Annotated in this window: 18 protein-coding genes; 8 read left to right on the forward strand and 10 right to left on the reverse strand. The window is 61.8% G+C overall.

The window, feature by feature from the left end:
• Positions 1-3: 3 nt before the first annotated feature.
• Together glyS and glyQ are read right to left on the reverse strand one after the other, a co-directional pair.
• A complete protein-coding gene (glyS, locus tag ACYSTU_RS07225; RefSeq protein WP_024014953.1) occupies positions 4-2,058 on the reverse strand; it encodes a glycine--tRNA ligase subunit beta in 2,055 nt (684 codons plus the stop codon).
• Positions 2,055-3,008: a glycine--tRNA ligase subunit alpha gene (gene glyQ / locus ACYSTU_RS07230; RefSeq protein WP_003187265.1), complete on the reverse strand. Its 954-nt coding sequence runs from the start codon at positions 3,006-3,008 to the stop codon at positions 2,055-2,057. Before glyQ ends, glyS begins: the two co-directional genes overlap by 4 nt.
• Positions 3,009-3,089: 81 nt before the next feature.
• Between glyQ and ACYSTU_RS07235 the strand changes: the two genes are divergently transcribed.
• Both ACYSTU_RS07235 and ACYSTU_RS07240 read left to right on the forward strand, forming a co-directional pair.
• Positions 3,090-3,647, forward strand: coding sequence for a DNA-3-methyladenine glycosylase I (locus ACYSTU_RS07235; RefSeq protein ID WP_476307854.1), 558 nt, complete (start codon positions 3,090-3,092; stop codon positions 3,645-3,647).
• A gap of 40 nt (positions 3,648-3,687) precedes the next feature.
• On the forward strand, positions 3,688-4,575 hold the full coding sequence (locus tag ACYSTU_RS07240) for a lysophospholipid acyltransferase (protein WP_024014955.1): 888 nt from the start codon (positions 3,688-3,690) through the stop codon (positions 4,573-4,575).
• Positions 4,576-4,632: 57 nt separating this feature from the next.
• Here the strand turns inward: ACYSTU_RS07240 and ACYSTU_RS07245 are convergent, their stop codons facing one another.
• From ACYSTU_RS07245 to def, 5 genes are all read right to left on the reverse strand, one after another.
• Entirely contained in the window at positions 4,633-4,947 is a 315-nt protein-coding gene (locus ACYSTU_RS07245) for a tetratricopeptide repeat protein (protein WP_110599673.1), read from the reverse strand.
• A gap of 132 nt (positions 4,948-5,079) precedes the next feature.
• Complete coding sequence (gene trkA / locus ACYSTU_RS07250) at positions 5,080-6,456, reverse strand: Trk system potassium transporter TrkA (RefSeq protein WP_016772381.1); 1,377 nt, start codon at positions 6,454-6,456, stop codon at positions 5,080-5,082.
• Between the two features lie 21 nt (positions 6,457-6,477).
• Positions 6,478-7,788 (reverse strand): 16S rRNA (cytosine(967)-C(5))-methyltransferase RsmB, encoded by a 1,311-nt coding sequence (gene rsmB, locus ACYSTU_RS07255; protein ID WP_498997075.1) that lies wholly within the window; start codon positions 7,786-7,788, stop codon positions 6,478-6,480.
• Entirely contained in the window at positions 7,785-8,744 is a 960-nt protein-coding gene (fmt, locus tag ACYSTU_RS07260) for a methionyl-tRNA formyltransferase (protein ID WP_498997077.1), read from the reverse strand. Before fmt ends, rsmB begins: the two co-directional genes overlap by 4 nt.
• Before the next feature lie 57 nt (positions 8,745-8,801).
• On the reverse strand, positions 8,802-9,308 hold the full coding sequence (def, locus tag ACYSTU_RS07265; protein ID WP_016772378.1) for a peptide deformylase: 507 nt from the start codon (positions 9,306-9,308) through the stop codon (positions 8,802-8,804).
• A gap of 159 nt (positions 9,309-9,467) precedes the next feature.
• Here def and ACYSTU_RS07270 point away from each other — a divergent pair, with 159 nt between their 5' ends.
• The 4 genes from ACYSTU_RS07270 (at position 9,468) to ACYSTU_RS07285 (ending at position 13,217) form a co-directional block, all read left to right on the forward strand.
• The gene (locus tag ACYSTU_RS07270; protein WP_016772377.1) at positions 9,468-10,493 is read left to right on the forward strand and encodes a LysM peptidoglycan-binding domain-containing protein; all 1,026 of its coding nucleotides are present in this window, start codon (positions 9,468-9,470) and stop codon (positions 10,491-10,493) included.
• A gap of 84 nt (positions 10,494-10,577) precedes the next feature.
• On the forward strand, positions 10,578-11,675 hold the full coding sequence (gene dprA, locus ACYSTU_RS07275; RefSeq protein ID WP_024014960.1) for a DNA-processing protein DprA: 1,098 nt from the start codon (positions 10,578-10,580) through the stop codon (positions 11,673-11,675).
• Between the two features lie 56 nt (positions 11,676-11,731).
• A complete protein-coding gene (tsaC, locus tag ACYSTU_RS07280; RefSeq protein ID WP_016772375.1) occupies positions 11,732-12,289 on the forward strand; it encodes an L-threonylcarbamoyladenylate synthase type 1 TsaC in 558 nt (185 codons plus the stop codon).
• Between the two features lie 259 nt (positions 12,290-12,548).
• Positions 12,549-13,217, forward strand: a complete 669-nt coding sequence (locus tag ACYSTU_RS07285) for a hypothetical protein (protein ID WP_016772374.1) — start codon at positions 12,549-12,551, stop codon at positions 13,215-13,217.
• A 179-nt stretch (positions 13,218-13,396) separates the two neighbouring features.
• Here the strand turns inward: ACYSTU_RS07285 and ACYSTU_RS07290 are convergent, their stop codons facing one another.
• Positions 13,397-14,374: a quinone oxidoreductase family protein gene (locus ACYSTU_RS07290; protein ID WP_122506322.1), complete on the reverse strand. Its 978-nt coding sequence runs from the start codon at positions 14,372-14,374 to the stop codon at positions 13,397-13,399.
• A gap of 150 nt (positions 14,375-14,524) precedes the next feature.
• Between ACYSTU_RS07290 and hemF the strand changes: the two genes are divergently transcribed.
• A complete protein-coding gene (gene hemF, locus ACYSTU_RS07295; protein WP_130927979.1) occupies positions 14,525-15,439 on the forward strand; it encodes an oxygen-dependent coproporphyrinogen oxidase in 915 nt (304 codons plus the stop codon).
• Positions 15,440-15,448: 9 nt separating this feature from the next.
• The gene (aroE, locus tag ACYSTU_RS07300) at positions 15,449-16,270 is read left to right on the forward strand and encodes a shikimate dehydrogenase (protein WP_130927978.1); all 822 of its coding nucleotides are present in this window, start codon (positions 15,449-15,451) and stop codon (positions 16,268-16,270) included.
• 75 nt (positions 16,271-16,345) lie between these two features.
• Here aroE and ACYSTU_RS07305 read toward each other — a convergent pair whose 3' ends face one another.
• Complete coding sequence (locus tag ACYSTU_RS07305) at positions 16,346-17,914, reverse strand: SulP family inorganic anion transporter (protein ID WP_476307867.1); 1,569 nt, start codon at positions 17,912-17,914, stop codon at positions 16,346-16,348.
• A gap of 256 nt (positions 17,915-18,170) precedes the next feature.
• A complete protein-coding gene (choX, locus tag ACYSTU_RS07310; protein ID WP_498997087.1) occupies positions 18,171-19,091 on the reverse strand; it encodes a choline ABC transporter substrate-binding protein in 921 nt (306 codons plus the stop codon).
• Between the last annotated feature and the right edge of the window lies 1 nt (position 19,092).

Below are 19,092 nucleotides of genomic sequence, written 5' to 3' on the forward strand. Positions count from 1 at the left end.
CCCTCAACCCAGCAGCGAAATGTCGGCAACACCGAGGAACAAGCCACGCAGACGCGCCAGCAGCGCATAACGGTTGGCCCGCACATTGGCGTCGTCGGCATTGACCATCACCGCGTCGAAGAACGCGTCGACCGGCTCGCGCAGTGCCGCCAGGCGTGCCAGCGATTCGTTGTACTGACGCGCTGCGGCCATTGGCTGCACCGCTTGATCCGCTTGCTGGATTGCCGAATACAGCGAGAACTCGTTGGCGTTGTCGAAATACTTGGCTTCGACCACGGTCGGTACCGAGCCTTCGACTTTGCTCAACAGGTTCGACACACGCTTGTTCACCGCCGCCAGCGCTGCCGCTTCCGGCAGTTTGCGGAAGGCCTGCACCGCCTGCACACGCTGGTCGAAGTCCAGCGCCGAACCCGGCTTCAGTGCACGTACCGACAGGTAGGTGGCGACGTCGACGCCTTCGTCTTCATAACGCGCACGCAGGCGGTCGAAGATGAATTCCAGCACGGCTTCGTTGAGACCGGCCGCCTTGACCTTGCCGCCGAACGCATTCACCGCGAAAGCCACGGCGTCGTTCAGGTCCAGATCCAGTTGTTTCTCGATCAGGATCCGCAGCACGCCCAGTGCCGCACGGCGCAGGGCATAAGGGTCTTTGCTGCCCGTTGGCAGCATGCCGATACCGAAGATGCCGACCAGAGTGTCGAGCTTGTCGGCGATGGCGACAGCTGCACCGGTCAGGGTCGCTGGCAATTCGGCACCGGCCCCGCGTGGCATGTACTGCTCGTTCAGTGCCAGCGCGACATCCTGTGGCTCGCCGTCATTGAGGGCGTAGTAGTAACCGGCGACACCTTGCATCTCCGGGAACTCGCCGACCATTTCGGTGGCCAGGTCGCACTTCGACAGCAGGCCCGCACGGGCAGCCCACGAGGCGTTGCCGCCGATGCGCGCGGCGATGTACGCGGCCAGTTTCGATACGCGCTCGGCCTTGTCGTAGACGCTGCCAAGTTTTTCCTGGAACACCACGTTCTGCAGGCGCAGGTTGAAGTCTTCGAGTTTCTGCTTCTTGTCCTGCTTGAAGAAGAACTCGGCGTCGGTCAGGCGTGGGCGCACCACTTTCTCGTTACCGGCGATGATCTGCTGCGGGTCTTTGCTTTCGATGTTGGCCACGGTAATGAAACGTGGCAGCAACTTGCCGTCGGCATCCAGCAGGCAGAAGTACTTCTGGTTGTCCTGCATGGTGGTGATCAGCGCTTCCTGCGGCACGTCGAGGAAGCGTTCTTCAAACGAGCACACCAGCGGCACCGGCCATTCGACCAGCGCGGTCACTTCGTCAAGCAATGCCGGCGGAACGATCGCCGTGCCTTCCTGACGGGTGGCCAGCTCTTCGGTGCGCTTGCTGATGATCTCGCGACGCTCGTTGGCATCGGCCAATACGTAAGCGGCGCGCAGGTCGGCGAGGTAGCTCGACGGCGAACCGATGCGTACGGCTTGCGGATGGTGGAAACGGTGACCACGGGATTCACGGCCAGCCTTCTGCGCGAGGATCGTGCAGTCGATGACCTGGTCACCGAGCAGCATCACCAGCCACTGGGTCGGACGCACGAACTCTTCCTTGCGCGCACCCCAACGCATGCGTTTCGGAATCGGCAGGTCGTTCAGCGAATCTTCGACGATGGTCGGCAGCAGGCTCGCGGTCGGCTTGCCGGCGATGTTCTGGCTGTAGCGCAGTTTCGGACCGCTCTGGTCGATTTCGCTCAGCTCGACGCCGCACTTCTTGGCGAAGCCCAGGGCGGCCTGAGTCGGATTGCCATCAGCGTCGAACGCGGCCTGACGTGGCGGGCCATCGAGGTTGATGCTGCGATCCGGCTGCTGAGTGGCCAGCGCAGTGATCAGCACGGCCAGACGACGTGGCGCGGCATACACGGTTTTGCTTTCGTAGCTCAGGCCGGCGGCTTGCAGGCCCTTGTCGATACCGGCGAGGAACGCATCAGCCAAAGTGTTCAGGGCTTTGGGTGGCAGTTCTTCGGTGCCCAGTTCAACCAGAAAATCTTGCGCACTCATTGTGCAGCCTCCAGCTTGGCCAGTACTTCGTCACGCAGGTCCGGGGTCGCCATCGGGAAGCCCAGCTTGGCGCGGGCCAGCAAGTAGGCTTGCGCAACGGAACGCGCCAGGGTGCGTACGCGCAGAATGTATTGCTGACGCGCGGTCACCGAGATCGCCCGGCGCGCATCCAGCAGGTTGAAGGTGTGCGACGCCTTCAGCACCATTTCGTAGCTCGGCAACGGCAGCGGCTGGTCGAGTTCGATCAGGCGCTTGGCTTCGCTTTCATAGAAGTCGAACAACTCGAACAGTTTGTCGACGTTGGCGTGTTCGAAGTTGTAGGTGGACTGCTCCACTTCGTTCTGGTGGAACACATCGCCATAGGTGACTTTGCCGAACGGTCCGTCAGCCCAGACCAGGTCGTAGACCGAATCGACGCCTTGCAGGTACATCGCCAGACGCTCGAGACCGTAGGTGATCTCGCCGGTCACCGGGTAGCACTCGATGCCGCCCGCTTGCTGGAAGTAGGTGAACTGGGTGACTTCCATGCCATTGAGCCAGACTTCCCAGCCCAGACCCCAGGCGCCGAGGGTCGGCGATTCCCAGTTGTCTTCGACGAAGCGGATGTCGTGCACCAGCGGGTCGAGGCCGACATGCTTGAGCGAGCCCAGGTACAGTTCCTGGAAGTTGTCCGGGTTCGGCTTCAGGACTACCTGGAACTGGTAGTAGTGCTGCAGACGGTTCGGGTTTTCGCCGTAACGGCCGTCAGTCGGACGGCGGCTTGGCTGCACGTACGCGGCGTTCCAGGTTTCCGGGCCGATGGCGCGCAGGAAGGTCGCGGTGTGGAAAGTGCCGGCGCCTACTTCCATATCGTAGGGCTGAAGTACCACACAACCTTGCTCGGCCCAGTATTGCTGGAGCGCGAGGATCAAGTCTTGGAAGGTACGCACGGCTGGCGTAGGCTGGCTCACGAAATTCACCTGTTTCTTGGGCTGCGATTTAAAGAGCGGGAGTATACCCGATTCGTTGCTGCGCACGCCCCCTGGAGCCTTATGCCACGCTGCTTTTGGTGTACCGAAGATCCGTTGTACATGGCTTATCACGATCAGGAGTGGGGCACGCCGCTGCGCGATGCGCAGGGTTTGTTCGAGTTGCTTTTGCTCGAAGGGTTCCAGGCCGGGCTGTCGTGGATCAATGTGTTGCGCAAACGTGAGCGCTATCGCGAGGTGCTGTTCGGCTTTGACGTGCAGCGCGTGGCGCAGATGAGTGACGCCGAAATCGACGAGCTCATGCTCGACCCGGGCATCATCCGCAATCGCCTGAAACTCAACGCCGCCCGGCGCAATGCCCAGGCGTGGCTGGCGCTGGAGGATCCGGTGGCGTTGCTCTGGTCATTCGTGGGCGACCAACCGATCATCAATCATTTCAAGGATCGCAGCGAAGTCCCGGCGATCACCCCCGAAGCGCTGGCAATGAGCAAAGCGCTGAAAAAAGCCGGATTCACCTTCGTCGGTCCGACCATTTGCTACGCGCTGATGCAGGCCTCGGGCATGGTCATGGACCACACCCAGGATTGCGACCGCTACGCGCAGCTCGCCAACGCCGGTTAGAATGCCCGCCTCCGCACAGCACAAAGATCAGGAGTGACCTGTGGAAAAGTTTAAAGGCGCCTTGCTGGTAGGCGCTCTGCGGCTGTTTGCCCTGCTGCCATGGCGGGCCGTGCAGGCCGTGGGTTCGGCGATCGGCTGGATCATGTGGAAAACCCCCAACCGTTCCCGCGACGTGGTGCGGATCAACCTCGCCAAGTGTTTTCCCCAGATGGATGCGGCCGAACGTGAGCGTCTGGTCGGGCAGAGTCTGAAGGACATCGGCAAGTCGCTGACCGAAAGCGCCTGCGCGTGGATCTGGCCGGCGCAGCGCTCGATCGATCTGGTCCGTGAAGTCGAAGGCCTTGATGTGTTGAAAGACGCGCTGGCCTCGGGCAAAGGCGTGGTCGGCATCACCAGCCACCTCGGCAACTGGGAAGTGCTCAACCACTTCTATTGCAGCCAGTGCAAACCGATCATTTTCTACCGTCCGCCGAAGCTCAAGGCAGTGGATGAATTGCTGCGCAAACAGCGCGTGCAGCTGGGCAACAAGGTCGCAGCGTCGACAAAGGAAGGCATTCTCAGCGTCATCAAGGAAGTGCGCAAGGGCGGTGCCGTGGGCATTCCCGCCGACCCGGAACCGGCCGAATCCGCCGGGATTTTCGTGCCGTTCTTCGCCACTCAGGCACTGACCAGCAAATTCGTCCCGAACATGCTGGCCGGCGGCAAAGCGGTTGGTGTGTTCCTGCATGCCCTGCGCCTGCCTGACGGCTCGGGCTACAAAGTCATTCTCGAAGCCGCGCCCGAAGCGATGTACAGCACCGATACCGCAGAGTCCTGCGCGGCGATGAGCAAGGTAGTGGAACGTTATGTTGCGGCGTATCCGAGCCAGTACATGTGGAGCATGAAGCGCTTCAAGAAGCGTCCGCCGGGCGAGGCGCGCTGGTACTGAGCAACTTCGATGGGGTGACGGTTGATGCAGACCGGCTCGCCTTGCTCAATCGGTAGCTCAAGGCGCCTGCCGCTCGAGCTTCTTCAGGAACACCGTCATCTCCTTCTCGGCCTGTTTGTCACCATGGGCGCGGGCCGCTTCCAGGCCCTGTTCCCAGGCCTGGCGCGCAGCGGCGTGATCGCCCAGCGCCAGCTGCGCCTTGCCCAGCAACTTCCACGCCGCTGAGTATTTCGGATCGAAAGCGACACAACGCTGAAAATGCTCGGCAGCCTTGGAGTTTTCACCCAAGTCCAGATAACCCTTGCCCAGACCGAAGCGCAGCAGAGCGTTATCCACACCCTTGGCGAGCATTTTTTCCAGGGATTCGAGCATTTTTTGCAACCTCGTTTGAGTGATCGTTCCCACGCTCCGCGTGGGAATGCCTCAATGGACGCTCTGCGTCCGCTTATGGGGCGCAGAGCGTCCCGGGCTGCATTCCCACGCGGAGCGTGGGAACGATCAACCTCAGAAAAAGCTCAACCCCACATGAAACAGCTTCTCCACATCGCGAATATGCTTTTTATCCACAAGGAACAGAATCACGTGGTCGCCCGCTTCGATCACCGTGTCGTCGTGGGCGATGATCACTTTCTCGTTGCGGATCACCGCGCCGATGGTGGTGCCGGGCGGCAGGCCGATCTTCTCGATCGGCTTGCCGATGACCTTGCTCGATTTCGCATCACCGTGGGCAATCGCCTCGATCGCTTCCGCCGCGCCGCGTCGCAGTGAGTGCACGCTGACGATATCGCCTCGACGCACATGGGCAAGCAAAGTGCCGATGGTCGCCAGTTGCGGGCTGATGGCGATATCGATGTCGCCGCCCTGGATCAGATCGACGTAGGCCGGGTTGTTGATGATCGTCATGACCTTTTTCGCCCCCAGCCGTTTGGCCAGCAGCGACGACATGATGTTGGCTTCGTCATCGTTGGTCAGGGCGAGGAAGATATCGGCGTCGGCGATGTTCTCTTCCAGCAGCAGATCGCGATCCGACGCACTGCCCTGCAACACTACGGTGCTGTCGAGGGTGTCGGAGAGGTAGCGACAGCGCGCCGGGCTCATCTCGATGATCTTCACCTGATAACGGCTTTCGATGGCCTCGGCCAGGCGCTCGCCGATCTGTCCGCCACCGGCGATGACGATGCGTTTGTAGGTTTCGTCGAGGCGGCGCATTTCGCTCATTACCGCGCGAATGTCTTCGCGGGCGGCGATGAAGAACACTTCGTCATCGGCTTCGATCACCGTGTCGCCCTGGGGCAGGATCGGCCGGTCACGGCGGAAGATCGCCGCCACGCGGGTTTCGACGTTCGGCATGTGCTCGCGCAACTGGCGCAGTTGCTGACCGACCAGCGGCCCGCCGTAATAGGCGCGCACCGCTACCAGTTGCGCCGCGCCTTCGGCGAAGTCGATCACCTGCAAGGCGCCGGGGTGCTGGATCAGGCGCTTGATGTAATTGGTCACGACCTGCTCGGGGCTGATCAGCACGTCGACCGGAATCGCTTCGTTCTGGAACAGTTGTTCCTCGCGATTGAGGTACGACGCTTCGCGCACCCGGGCGATTTTGGTCGGCGTGTGGAACAGCGTGTGGGCGACCTGGCAGGCGACCATGTTGGTCTCGTCGCTGTTGGTCACCGCGACCAGCATGTCGGCGTCGTCGGCACCGGCCTGACGCAGCACCGACGGCAGTGAGCCCCGGCCCTGCACGGTGCGGATGTCGAGGCGGTCGCCGAGGTCGCGCAGGCGCTCGCCATCGGTGTCGACCACAGTGATGTCGTTGGCCTCGCTGGCCAGATGTTCGGCCAGCGAACCGCCGACCTGTCCCGCACCGAGGATGATGATTTTCATCCAGTCACTCCATGAATCCGTTTAGCCGCGCGCGGCGGCGATCTTCATCAGCTTGGCGTAGTAGAAGCCGTCATGCCCGCCCTGCTGGGCCAGCAACTGGCGACCATGGGGCTGCTTGATGCCGGCCGCGGTGGCCAGATCCAGCTCCCGCGCGCCGGGGGTGCGCTCGAGGAACGCGGCGATGACTTCGGTGTTCTCGGTCGGCAGCGTCGAGCACGTGGCGTAGAGCAGGATGCCGCCGACTTCGAGGGTTTTCCACATGGCGTCGAGCAGTTCGCCTTGAAGTTGCGCGAGCGCGACGATGTCGTCGGGCTGGCGGGTCAGTTTGATGTCCGGATGGCGGCGGATCACCCCGGTGGCCGAGCATGGCGCATCGAGGAGGATGCGCTGGAACGGTTTGCCGTCCCACCATTTGTCGATATCGCGACCGTCGGCGGCGATCAGTTCAGCGTCGAGGCCGAGGCGCTCGAGGTTTTCCTTCACCCGCACCAGACGCTTGGCTTCCAGATCCACCGCCACCACCCCGGCCAGCGCCGGTTCGGCTTCGAGGATGTGGCAGGTCTTGCCGCCAGGGGCGCAGCAGGCGTCAAGCACCCGCTGGCCCGGCGCCAGATCAAGCAGGTCGGCAGCCAGTTGCGCGGCTTCGTCCTGCACGCTGATCCAGCCTTCGGCGAAACCCGGCAGGCTGCGCACGTCGGCAGCGGCTTCGAGGACGATGCCGTCGCGGCTGTAAACGCACGGTTTCGCGGCGATCCCGGCTTCGCCCAGCAACGCAAGATAAGCATCGCGGCTGTGATGACGGCGGTTGACCCGCAGGATCATTGGCGGATGCGCGTTATTCGCTGCGCAGATCGCTTCCCACTGCTCGGGCCAGAAGGCCTTCAGGGATTTTTGCAGCCAGCGCGGGTGGGCCGTGCGCACCACCGGATCGCGTTCCAGTTCGGCGAAGATCGTCTCGCTTTCGCGCTGGGCATTGCGCAGCACCGCGTTGAGCAGACCTTTGGCCCAAGGCTTTTTCAGCTTGTCGGCACAACCGACGGTTTCGCCGATGGCGGCGTGGGCCGGCACGCGGGTGTAGAGCAGTTGATACAGACCGACCAGCAGCAACGCCTCGACATCAGCGTCGGCGGCTTTGAACGGCTTCTGCAGGAGTTTTTCCGCCAGTGCCGACAGGCGTGGCTGCCAGCGTGCAGTGCCGAAGGCCAGATCCTGAGTGAAACCGCGATCGCGATCCTCGACCTTGTCCAGTTGCGTCGGCAGGGAGCTGTTCAGCGAGGCTTTGCCGCTGAGTACGGCAGCGAGTGCCTTGGCGGCGGCCAGACGCGGATTCATTGTGAGTCCACCGCTGCGCCGAGGACGCTGCCAACGGCGAATTTCTCGCGGCGGCTGTTGAACAGGTCGCTGAAGTTCAGCGCCTTGCCGCCGGGCAATTGCAGGCGGGTCAGGCACAGCGCTTGTGCACCGCAGGCGACAATCAGGCCGTCCTTGCTGGCGCTGAGGATTTCACCCGGAGCGCCAGTGCCTTCGGCCACGGTCGCGGCCAGCACTTTCAACGCTTCGCCATTGAGCGTGCTGTGGGTGATCGGCCACGGATTGAAGGCGCGGACCAGACGTTCCAGCTCCACCGCCGGACGGCGCCAGTCGATGCGTGCTTCGTCTTTGTTCAGTTTGTGAGCGTAAGTGGCGAGCTCGTCATTCTGCACCTCACCTTGCAGGGTGCCGGCAGCCAGACCGGCAATCGCCTGCACAACGGCGGGCGGCCCCATCTCGGCGAGGCGATCATGCAGGGTGCCGCCGGTATCTTCAGCGCTGATCGGCGTGACGACCTTGAGCAACATCGGCCCGGTATCCAGCCCGGCCTCCATGCGCATCACCGTTACACCGCTTTCGGCATCGCCGTGTTCGACCGCGCGCTGGATCGGCGCCGCACCGCGCCAGCGTGGCAGCAGCGATGCATGGCTGTTGATGCAGCCCAGACGCGGAATATCCAGCACCGCTTGCGGCAGGATCAAACCGTAAGCGACCACCACCATCAGATCCGGCTTCAGCGCGGCCAGCTCCGCCTGGGCGTCGGCATTGCGCAAGGTCGGCGGCTGCAACACCTGGATATTATTTTCCAGGGCCAGTTGTTTGACCGGGCTCGGCATGAGTTTTTGCCCACGGCCGGCCGGGCGATCCGGCTGGGTGTAGACCGCGACGATCTCGTATGGGCTGCTCAGCAGGGCCTTGAGGTGTTCAGCGGCGAATTCCGGGGTACCGGCAAAAACAATGCGCAGTGGCTCAGTCATGAAAGGCGTCTCATAAAAAGAAAAAGGCTTGCCGCAGCAAGCCTTTGAAGAGGGGCATCAAGCGTTCTGGCGGTGCAGCTTTTCCAGCTTCTTCTTGATCCGGTCGCGTTTGAGCGTGGACAGGTAATCGACGAACAATTTGCCGTTGAGGTGGTCGCATTCGTGCTGGATGCACACCGCGAGCAGACCTTCGGCGATCAGCTCATAAGGCTTGCCGTCGCGGTCCAGCGCCTTGATTTTGACCTTCTGCGGGCGGTCGACGTTTTCGTAGAAGCCCGGTACCGAGAGGCAGCCTTCCTGGTACTGGTCCATCTCGTCGGTCAGCGGTTCGAACTCGGGGTTGATGAACACCCGTGGCTCGGTACGGTCTTCGGACAGGTCCATCACGACGATACGTTTGTGCACGTTGACCTGGGTCGCGGCGAGGCCGATGCCCGGCGCTTCATACATTGTTTCAAACATGTCGTCGACCAACTGACGCACTTCGTCGTCCACTACAGCCACTGGTTTGGCGATAGTGCGCAGACGCGGGTCCGGAAATTCGAGGATGTTTAAAATGGCCATAGGCTTCGATTGCTGCACACGTTGAGTAAAGTCGGGTCGATGGCCTGGCGGGTCCGAAGATGCAGGCTACCGTTGTGAAGCGTAGCTTCTGAAAAACAGAAGCGAGCCACGGGGGCTCTGACGATTCACGCGAATGCACATGATAAAGGGATTCACTGCATGAGGAAAACACTACTCGCCCTGCTGCTCCTGGCTTCGGCCGGCGCCGCGCAAGGGCAAGTGCAACTCAGGGATGGTTTTCCACAGCAATACACGGTGGTTTCCGGAGACACGCTCTGGGACATTTCCGGCAAATACCTGCGCGAGCCCTGGCAGTGGCCACAACTGTGGCGGGCCAATCCGCAGATCGAAAACCCCAACCTGATCTATCCCGGCGACACACTGACCCTCAGCTACGTCAACGGCCAGCCGCAACTGACCGTCCATCGTGGCGAGTCGCGCGGCACCATCAAGCTCTCGCCCCGGATTCGCACCAGCCCGGTGGCCGAGGCGATTCCGAGCATTCCGCTGAAATCGATCAACAGCTTTCTGCTGAGCAACCGTATCGTCGACAAGGCCGAAGACTTCGACAAGGCCCCCTACATCGTCGCCGGCGATGCCGAACGGGTGCTCAGCGGTACCGGTGACCGCATCTTCGCCCGTGGCCATTTCGATCCGGAGCAACCGGTGTACGGCATCTTCCGCCAGGGCAAGGTCTACACCGATCCGCAGACCAAGGAATTCCTCGGCATCAACGCCGACGATATCGGCGGCGGCGAGATTGTTGCCACCGAAGGCGACGTCGCCACCCTCGCCTTGCAACGCACCACCCAGGAAGTGCGCCTCGGTGACCGCTTGTTCGGCGGTGAAGAACGTTCGATCAATTCAACGTTCATGCCCAGCGCGCCGAAGCGTTCCATCGACGGCCTGATCATTGACGTGCCGCGCGGCGTTACGCAGATCGGTGTGATGGACGTGGTCACCCTGAACAAGGGCAAGCGCGACGGCCTCGCCGAAGGCAATGTTCTGGCGGTCATGAAAACCGGCGAAACGGTGCGCGACCGGATCACCGGCCAGCCGCTGAAGATTCCCGATGAACGCGCCGGTCTGCTGATGGTGTTCCGCACCTACGACAAGCTCAGTTACGGCCTGGTCCTCAATGCTTCACGCTCGCTGGCGGTGCTCGACAAGGTGCGAAATCCGTAAGCTTGCTTAACAAGTTACCAACAGAGTTATCCACAGCTTGTTCCGAATGGTTCGGAGCATAGAACGATCAAGGATGATCCATTCATGTTGCCTGTCAGCACTGCCATTTCCCCGGCGGAACTGGAAGCGCGTCTGCGCCTGCACCGCATGCCGGATATCGGCCCCAAGCGTTTTGCCAAGTTGCTCGAAGCCTTCGGCTCGGCGTCGAAAGCCCTCAGCGCGCCGGCCAGTGCCTGGCGCTCGCTGGGATTGCCGGCGGCCTGTGCCGAAGCACGGCGTTGTCCGACAGTGCGCGACGGCGCCAGCCACGCCATGCGCTGGCTAGAGCGTCCCGGTCAATATTTGCTGATGTGGGACCAGGCGGATTATCCAGCGTTGCTGGCGCAAATTGCCGATCCGCCGCCGCTGTTATTCGTCGCGGGCGATCCGTCGATTCTGGAAAAGCCGCAACTGGCGATGGTCGGCAGCCGCCGCGCTTCGCGCCCGGGCATGGACACGGCGGCGGCGTTTTCCCGCAGTCTGGCCGGGGCCGGTTTTGTCATCAACAGTGGTCTGGCGCTGGGCATCGATGCCGCTGCCCACCAGGCTGCTCTGGATGTTGGCGGCTTGACCGTGGGTGTGCTCGGCACGGGGCTGGAAAATTTTTATCCACAACGCAATAAACGCCTGGCCGAGGCGATGATTGGCTCGGGCAGCGCGGTGCTTTCCGAGTTTCCGTTGGACGCCGGGCCGAGCCCGAGCAACTTCCCCCGGCGCAACCGCATCATCAGCGGGTTGTCCCTCGGCGTGCTGGTGGTCGAGGCCAGTGTTGCCAGCGGTTCGTTGATCACCGCGCGGCTGGCAGCCGAACAGGGTCGCGAGGTTTATGCCATTCCGGGCTCGATCCATCACCCCGGCGCGCGCGGTTGTCACCAATTGATTCGCGACGGGGCGGTGCTGGTGGAGACTATCGAACATATCCTCGAAGCCCTGCGCGGCTGGCAGCAGCCGTTGCTATCCACAGCGGCGGTGCAGGCCGATCACCCGTTGCTGGCGCTGCTGCACGCGGCGCCGCACACCAGCGAGGCCTTGGCCGCGAGTTGTGGCTGGCCGTTGCCGAAGGTGCTGGCAACGTTGACCGAGCTGGAAATCGAAGGCCGTGCGGTATGCGAAAACGGTCGTTGGCTGGCGCGGTCGAGCTAGGTTTTACGAGGAAGATCGGTAAACTGCGCGAAACCTGTTTGTGGGAGAGTTTTTTCATGGTCAACAGTTGGCGTGTGCAACAAGCCGCGCGTGAAGTTCGCGCCGGCGCGGTGATTGCCTATCCAACCGAAGCCGTCTGGGGGCTGGGTTGCGACCCGTGGAATGAAGACGCGGTGGACCGCTTGCTGGCGATCAAGAATCGCTCGGTGAGCAAAGGGCTGATCCTGGTCGCCGACAACATCCGCCAGTTCGATTTCCTCTTCGAGGACTTCCCCCAGGACTGGATCGACCGCATGGCCAGTACCTGGCCGGGGCCGAACACCTGGCTGGTGCCGCATCAGAACCTGTTGCCGGAATGGGTCACAGGCGTGCATGACACCGTGGCGCTGCGGGTCAGCGATCACCCGCAGGTGCGCGACCTGTGCTCGCTGGTCGGGCCATTGATTTCCACATCGGCCAACCCACAGGGGCGACCGCCGGCGCGCACGCGTTTGCGCATCGAGCAGTATTTCCGTGGTCAGGTCGATCTGGTGCTGGGCGGCAGCCTTGGCGGGCGCAAGAATCCCAGCGTGATCCGCGACCTGGCCACCGGTAGCGTCGTTCGTCCTGACTGACGCCATTCTTTTTATTTTTTTGCGGACTCCTCGGCGTCGACGAGGAGTTCTGCGCATGCCCGCACTTTATTCCTGCATTCGTTCAAAACTTATCCGTTGCCATTGTTCTTTCATGCGTCAGACGAATCTTTGAGTCTGAAATATCTGTAAGTTTTCCCACGTGATTCTCAGAACGCGTGCAGTGGCGAGATTTCCAAAAGCATCCATTCTTTCAATGTGCTTGAAGCAACTTCGAAATATTAATGGCTGCGGAGAAGTAATGGATATTACCGATTTACACCTCAAGGATTATCTGCAGGGCTTTCAGGAGACACTCAAGAATCAACAGGCCGACTATCGTGTGGCCATTGTTGAGGCAGGATCGGATGCCGGGGAATTTGAACGCTTCATCAATCGACAGTTTCGCCTGCGATTGCAGCATTACATGCTCACCTCCAGAGCCCGGGCGCTGGAAACCCGACTGGCGATCACCTCACGCAGCACGCACTTTCTGTTGTATCAGCGTGATCAGCTTATTGCGGTGCTGCGGGCAACTCCGGCGCCCTTCGAATGGGCTTCACTGGCGCAGCATCATGTGTCTCCCACTGTGGCATTGGCGCGCCACGTCGAGTTCAGCCGTCTGATCACCCATTCCCAGCAGCACCGGCCGGTGTCGGTCAATGGTCTGCTTGCCACCGCTGCGGAATGGGCGATCGATCGCGGATATCACGGGGTGACGGCCTTGTGCAGATCGCCACAGCGGCAACTGTATCAGCGCTTCGGCCTGACACCGATCGCTTCGCAGGCAATGCATATCGAGCAGCGTGCCCGGGGCGATTATTGGCTGTTATCCGCCGAATGGCGGCAAATCCTGATGGCCCTGGATCAGCCTGTGAACATGAACGCGCATCAGCCGGAGTATCGTGATGTTTTTAACCGTCAGTATTGATCCGCCAGTGATTGAAGAGTGGGCTGAGAAATGGCTCGTATATGAATCGAAGAAGTTGCGCAGGAAGTTTGCCGGTCGTAGGCCTGCGGCGAAGAAACTTCACCGCAAGATGTACTTGATATAGCTGAAAGATACTCGGCGAACTCATGGAGGAGTTCGCCGAGTATCAACTTGAGGCTTTATGGCAGCAGAATTGTGGAACCGGTCGTGCGCCGTGCCGACAGTTCGGTTTGTGCTTTTGCCGCATCCGCCAGTGCATGGCGCTGGCTGATGTCGACCTTCAGCTTGCCGCTGATGATCATCTCGAACAGCTCGTCGGCCATGCGTTGCAGGTTCTCGGCGTTGTTGGCGTAGGTCGCCAGCGTAGGCCGGGTGACGTAGAGCGAACCCTTTGCGGCGAGAATGCCCAGATTGACGCCGTCGACCGCGCCCGAAGCATTGCCGAAACTCACGACCAGGCCCCGAGGTGCGACGCTGTCCAGGGATGTGAGCCAAGTGTCCTTGCCGACGCCGTCATACACTACCGGGACTTTCTTGCCGTCAGTCAGTGCCAGCACGCGCTCGGCAACGTTTTCATGGCTGTAGTCGATGGTGGCCCAGGCGCCGTTGGCTTTGGCCAGCTCGGCTTTCTCCTTCGAGCTGACGGTGCCGATCAGCTTCACGCCCAGCGCTTTGGCCCATTGACAGGCCAGCGAGCCGACGCCACCGGCTGCGGCGTGGAACAGAATGGTTTCGCCGCCCTGCAGTTGGTAGGTCTGGCGCAGCAGGTATTGCACGGTCAGGCCCTTGAGCATGACCCCGGCGGCAGTTTCGAAACTGATTTCATCGGGCAGGTGCACCAGATTGTCCTGCGGCAGCACATGCAGCTGGCTGTAGGCGCCGAGCGGGCCGCTGCCGTATGCAACACGATCGCCGACCTTGAACCGGGTGACTTCGCTGCCCACCGCTTCGACCGTGCCGGCGCCTTCCGAACCCAGGCCGGACGGCAACGCGGGTGGCGCATAGAGGCCGCTGCGGTAATAAGTGTCGATGAAGTTCAGGCCGATCGCCTGATTGGCCACGCGCACCTGATTCGGCCCGGGCGCAGCGGGTTCGTAGTCAACATATTCGAGCACTTCGGGACCGCCGTGGGCGCGGAACTGGATACGCTTTGCCATCTGCCTGCTCTCCTTGGGTCGTTGCTAAGCCCTCTATCCAACTCCCCTGCTTGATCTTCGTCAACTGCGGCGCGCCGGTCTGCGATGGTATGCTACGCGCCCATTTGCGCCGCCCGCCTGCCGGGGCGCCGCCCGATTCAAGGTGAAGCCATGACGACCCGCACCGACGCCGTAAAGGCCTATCTGCTCGATCTGCAAGACCGCATCTGCGCTGCACTGGAAACCGAAGACGGCGGCAAATGCTTCGTCGAAGACGCCTGGACCCGGCCGGCGGGCGGTGGCGGGCGCACCCGCGTGCTGGAAAACGGCACGCTGATCGAAAAGGGCGGCGTCAATTTTTCCCACGTGTTCGGCAGCGGCCTGCCGCCGTCGGCCAGTGCCCATCGGCCGGAACTGGCCGGGCGTGGTTTCGAGGCGCTCGGCGTGTCGCTGGTGATCCACCCGCACAACCCGCATGTGCCGACCTCCCACGCCAATGTGCGTTTTTTCATTGCTGAAAAAGAAGGCGAAGAACCGGTCTGGTGGTTCGGCGGCGGTTTCGACCTGACCCCGTACTACGGCGTTGAAGAAGACTGCATCCACTGGCACCGCGTCGCCGAGCACGCCTGTGCGCCGTTCGGTGCGGACGTCTACCCGCGCTACAAGGCCTGGTGCGACACCTATTTCCATATCAAGCATCGTCATGAGCCACGTGGCATTGGCGGTCTGTTCTTCGACGATCTGAACGAGTGGGATTTCGACACCAGTTTCGCCTTCATGCGCGCCATCGGCGATGCCTACATCGAGGCCTACCTGCCGATCGTGCAGCGGCGCAAGAACGACGCCTTCACTGCTCAGCAGCGCGAATTCCAGGAATTCCGTCGTGGCCGCTACGTCGAATTCAACCTGGTTTACGACCGTGGCACGCTGTTCGGCTTGCAGTCGGGTGGCCGTACCGAATCGATTCTGATGTCGCTGCCGCCGCAAGTGCGCTGGGGGTATGACTGGAAGGCCGAGCCGGGCAGCGCAGAAGCGCGCCTGACCGATTATTTCCTGCAGGATCGCGACTGGCTGGCCGAGGCCTGAGGACGGGTGATGGATCGTTACGTCGTTTTCGGTAATCCGATCGGCCACAGCAAGTCGCCGATGATTCACCAGTTGTTTGCCGAACAGACCGGCCAGCGCCTCGATTACAGCACGCTGCTGGCGCCGCTGGATGATTTTTCCGGCTGCGCCACGGCGTTCTTTCGCGAAGGGCGCGGCGCCAATGTGACGGTGCCGTTCAAGGAAGACGCTTACCGTCTGGCCAACAGACTGACCGCCCGCGCGCAGCGCGCCGGTGCGGTGAACACCTTGAGCAAACTGGACGACGGTTCGCTGCTCGGCGACAACACCGATGGCGCCGGCCTGGTCCGTGATCTGACGGTGAATGCCGGGTTCAGCCTGACCGGCAAGCGCATCCTTTTGCTCGGCGCCGGCGGCGCGGTGCGCGGTGCGCTGGAGCCGTTGCTGGCAGAGAAACCGGCCTCGGTGATCATCGCCAACCGCACGGTGGACAAGGCAGAACTGCTCGCCGAGTTGTTTGGCGATCTGGGGCCGGTGTCGGCCAGTGGTTTCGACTGGCTGCGCGAGCCGGTGGACGTGATCATCAACGCCACTTCCGCCAGCCTGACCGGCGACGTGCCGCCGATCGCGCCAAGTCTGATCGAGCCGGGCCAGACGCTGTGCTACGACATGATGTACGGCAGGGAACCGACCGCGTTCTGTCGCTGGGCCACTGAGCACGGCGCGGCGCTGGCGATGGATGGTCTGGGCATGCTTGCCGAACAGGCCGCCGAGGCATTCTGGCTGTGGCGGGGCGTACGCCCGGATACCGCGCCGGTACTTGCCGAGCTGCGCCGCCAGCTGGCCCTTTAACTTTTGCTCCCACATTGAAATGCGATCAATGTGGGAGCGAGCCTGCTCGCGAATCGCATCACCACCAATGTCAGCTCAATCCTCAAACCTGATCGGGCACTTCTCCGCCCCCTCCAGCTTCCTCAGTTCCTCCACCACTGGCGGCCGCGCCCGGCGCAAGGTCAGGCTGCGACCCTGGCCCAGCAGGCGTCGCGCTTCCTGATGCAGCATCTCTACCCCTGAATAATCGATGAAGTTGATCTGCTGTGCCTCGATTACCACCCGCGCGCCATGCAGGCGTTGCAGGCGTACTTGCAGGTAATGGCTGGCGCCGAAAAAGATCGAACCGCCCACACGCAGCACATCGTCCTCACCGTCGCGCAAATGCTGCACCCGTGGTTGCGAGGTGCGCTTGAGGTAAAAGAACAACGACGCCAGCACCCCGGCGTAAATCGCCGTCTGCAATTCCAGCAGCAAGGTCGCGAGACAGGTCAGGGCCATGACCACGAACTCGGCACGGCTGACTCGCAGCAAAGCGCGAATGCCCCGGTGATCGACCAGACCCCAGGCAATCAACAGGATGCTGCCGGCCATGGCCGGGATCGGAATGTGCGCGATCAGCCCGGCGCCGAACACCGCGAACAGCGCCACCCAGAGCGCCGAAAATACCCCGGCCAGCGGCGAGCAGGCACCCGCCTCATAACTCAATCCCGAGCGAGTAAACGATCCGGCGGACAGCGACCCGGAAAAGAACGCACCGACGATGTTCGACAGACCCTGTGCGCGGACTTCCTGATTGGCGTCGAGCAACTGTTGCGAGCGCGCCGATATCGAACGGGCGATCGACAGACTGGTGACCAGCCCGAGCATGCCCACCGCCACCGCGCTTGGCAGCAGGCGCAGGATCACCTCCAGATCCAGCGGCAAGGCGCTCAGCGGCGGCAGGCGTCCGACGAAAGCGCTGACCAGATGCACATGACCGAACATCGCCGGCCAGATCCACACCAGCAGACTGGCCAGCACCAGCGTGAGCAACAGCGTCGGCCAGCGCGGCAGAAGCTTTTTCAGGGCCACGCCGACGATTACCGTGGCGACGCCGAGCATCAGTGAAGGCTTATCCACAGCCCCCAGATGTCGCAGCAGATCCATCAGGCTGGCGAGCGCTGTGGTGTTGGCCGGCAATTCCAGCCCGAGCAGATTGGGCAATTGCCCGATGGCGATCACCACGGCGGCACCGAGGGTGAAGCCGAGCACCACCGAATGCGAAACGAAATTCACCAGCGCACCGAAGCGCAGCAAACCGAGCAGCCACTGGAAAATCCCGGCGAGGAATGTCAGCAGCAGGATCAGGGTGATGTAGTCCTCGGAAGCCGGCACCGCGAGCGGGCTGACGCTGGCGTACAGCACGATGGAAATCGCCGCCGTCGGGCCGCAGATCAAATGCCATGACGAACCCCACAGGCACGCGATCAACACCGGGATGATCGCCGCATACAGCCCGTATTCCGGTGGCAGCCCGGCAATCAGTGCGTAGGCAATCGACTGGGGTAAGGCGAGAATCGCACCGCTGAGGCCGACGATCAGGTCCCGCCCGACGCTGGCACGGGATTGCCGTGGCAACCAGCTCAGGAAAGGAAACAGTGAATGGCGGCTGGGTAAGGCCATGGGTCCTCGCGGTTGGGGTTTTATTCAAGGTTATCAGGGTGTCAGGTGTAAAAGCCCCTCACCCTAGCCCTCTCCCTGAGGGAGAGGGGACTGACCGAGCTGTTTGTTGAAGATTCACCGACCTGCGATTTCGGCGTTGAACGCAAGTTTTGATTCAACAGCGATCGGCTCCCTTTCCCCCTCGCCCCCTTGGGGGAGAGGGCTGGGGTGAGGGGGAAAAAATCTCCAGCCGAACGCTATTCCAGCAACCCTGAGATCAAAGCTTGGCCTTCACCGCCACCAACGCATCCTTGCCATCCACGGTCTTCACCCCATCCAGCCACTTGTCCAGCACCGCCGGATTGGCCTTGATCCACGCTTTCGCTGCCTCGGCATTGCTGATCTTCTTATTCACCACCTCGGCCATGATGCTGTTCTCCATGTCCTGGGTGAACGCCAGATTGGTCAGCAACTTGCCCACATTCGGGCAGGCCTCGGCGTAGCCCTTGCGGGTCAGGGTGAAAACGTTGCCGGTGTCGCCGAAGTATTTTTCGCCGCCCTTGAGGTAACGCATTTTCAGCTGCACGTTCATCGGGTGCGGGGTCCAGCCGAGGAAGGTGACGAATTTCTGTTTCTTCACCGCCCGCGACACTTCGGCGAGCATCGCCTGTTCGCTGGACTCGATCAGCTTCCACTGGCCCATGTTGAAGTCATTCTTCTTGATGATCTCCTGCAACGAAATGTTCGCCGGCGCGCCTGATCCGATGCCGTATATCTTCTTGTCGAACTTGTCGGCGAATTTGTTCAGGTCGGCAAAATCATGCACACCCGCCTCCCAGACATAGTCGGGGACGGCGAGGGTGAATTCGGTGCCTTCGAGGTTCTTGGCCAATTGCGTCACATCACCGGTGGCGATGAATTTGTCGTAGAAGCCCTGCTGCGCCGGCATCCAGTTGCCGAGGAACACATCCACCTGGCCATCCTTCAAGCCGCCAAAGGTGATCGGCACCGCGAGGGTGTCGATCTTGGCCTTGTAGCCCATGCCGTCCAGCAGAAATCCGGTGATGGCATTGGTCGCGGCGATGTCGCTCCAGCCCGGATCGGCCATCTTCACGGTTTCGCAACTTTGCTCGGCGAAGGCCGAGGCGCTGCTCAATGCGATCAGGCCAACGGTGACAGCTGTGGATAACTTGCGCATG

Source organism: Pseudomonas glycinis (genome assembly GCF_054871425.1).